The sequence below is a fragment of the Bradyrhizobium nivariense genome, assembly GCF_029846695.2.
Classification (GTDB): Bacteria; Pseudomonadota; Alphaproteobacteria; order Rhizobiales; family Xanthobacteraceae; genus Bradyrhizobium.
The window spans coordinates 1-738 of record NZ_JARWCR020000213.1 but is presented as its reverse complement, the minus strand read 5'-3'; the positions used below and the strand labels follow the sequence as shown (position 1 = coordinate 738).

2 protein-coding genes are annotated in these 738 nt (G+C 60.4%); one reads left to right on the top strand and one right to left on the bottom strand.

Going from position 1 to position 738, the window contains the following annotated elements; genetic code table 11:
- On the top strand, positions 1–189 hold a 189-nt coding region (locus QCM77_RS45995), incomplete at its 5' end, for a hypothetical protein (RefSeq protein ID WP_280097151.1).
- Positions 190–286: 97 nt separating this feature from the next.
- On the opposite strand, the gene QCM77_RS45990 is transcribed toward QCM77_RS45995, so the two are convergent.
- Positions 287–478 (bottom strand): hypothetical protein, encoded by a 192-nt coding sequence (locus tag QCM77_RS45990; RefSeq protein WP_280097150.1) that lies wholly within the window; start codon positions 476–478, stop codon positions 287–289.
- Positions 479–738: the final 260 nt, after the last annotated feature.

The window sequence follows — 738 nt, the reverse complement described above, 5'->3', positions numbered from 1 at the left end:
TGGCGCATCATGCTCGCGCTTCGGCAGCTCCGTGATGAAGGTGGCGGCATCGTGCGGGGTGATCAGCTTGCGGCGATCAGACAGCGGGATGGGATCATCGAATGCGCGCGCCAGCCCTTGTCAGGCATTTGTGCTTTGCCCGTCACAATCAGCCGAGCAAATGTGCCATCCTCGACTTGGGCCAAATAGCCCGACGAGACAAGGCCGACGGTATAACGCCGCCGGCCCTTGTTCTTGCGACTGCCGGCTCAGTTGTCCGGTTCCGCCGCAGCCCGCGCGGGTGCATTCAATCAAAACGAGTTTTGCGCAGTAATGCTAGTACAACTCTGGCTCTAGAGAAACTAAACAGGACTACCGCTGCGGGGGTACGACAGTCTGATACAGAAAGGGGCCGTTGATCGACGGCATTGGCGATCTCGACCAGCTTGCGCGCGGCGGCGTCGGGATCGACGAATGTACGTTCGGCGGCGTACTTCATGCGACGGAGTCCCGCTTGTGCTCACCGTGCGACGTCCCGTCGCGTGCTAGGTCATTCCATGCCAATGCAACGCGCAGCCGCTTCAAGCGATCAAGCGCGCTTGTGGCCGCTACGGCTCGCCTCATTGCCTCTTCGGCTTCGGCTCGATGATCAAAAGTCCGACTCACGGAGAGCGGGTATATCCGATAAAGCTTAACTGGAAACGGCGGGTCCCGCCCGGAAAACTACGGCCTGCGCCATGAACGAGACCGACCGAACGG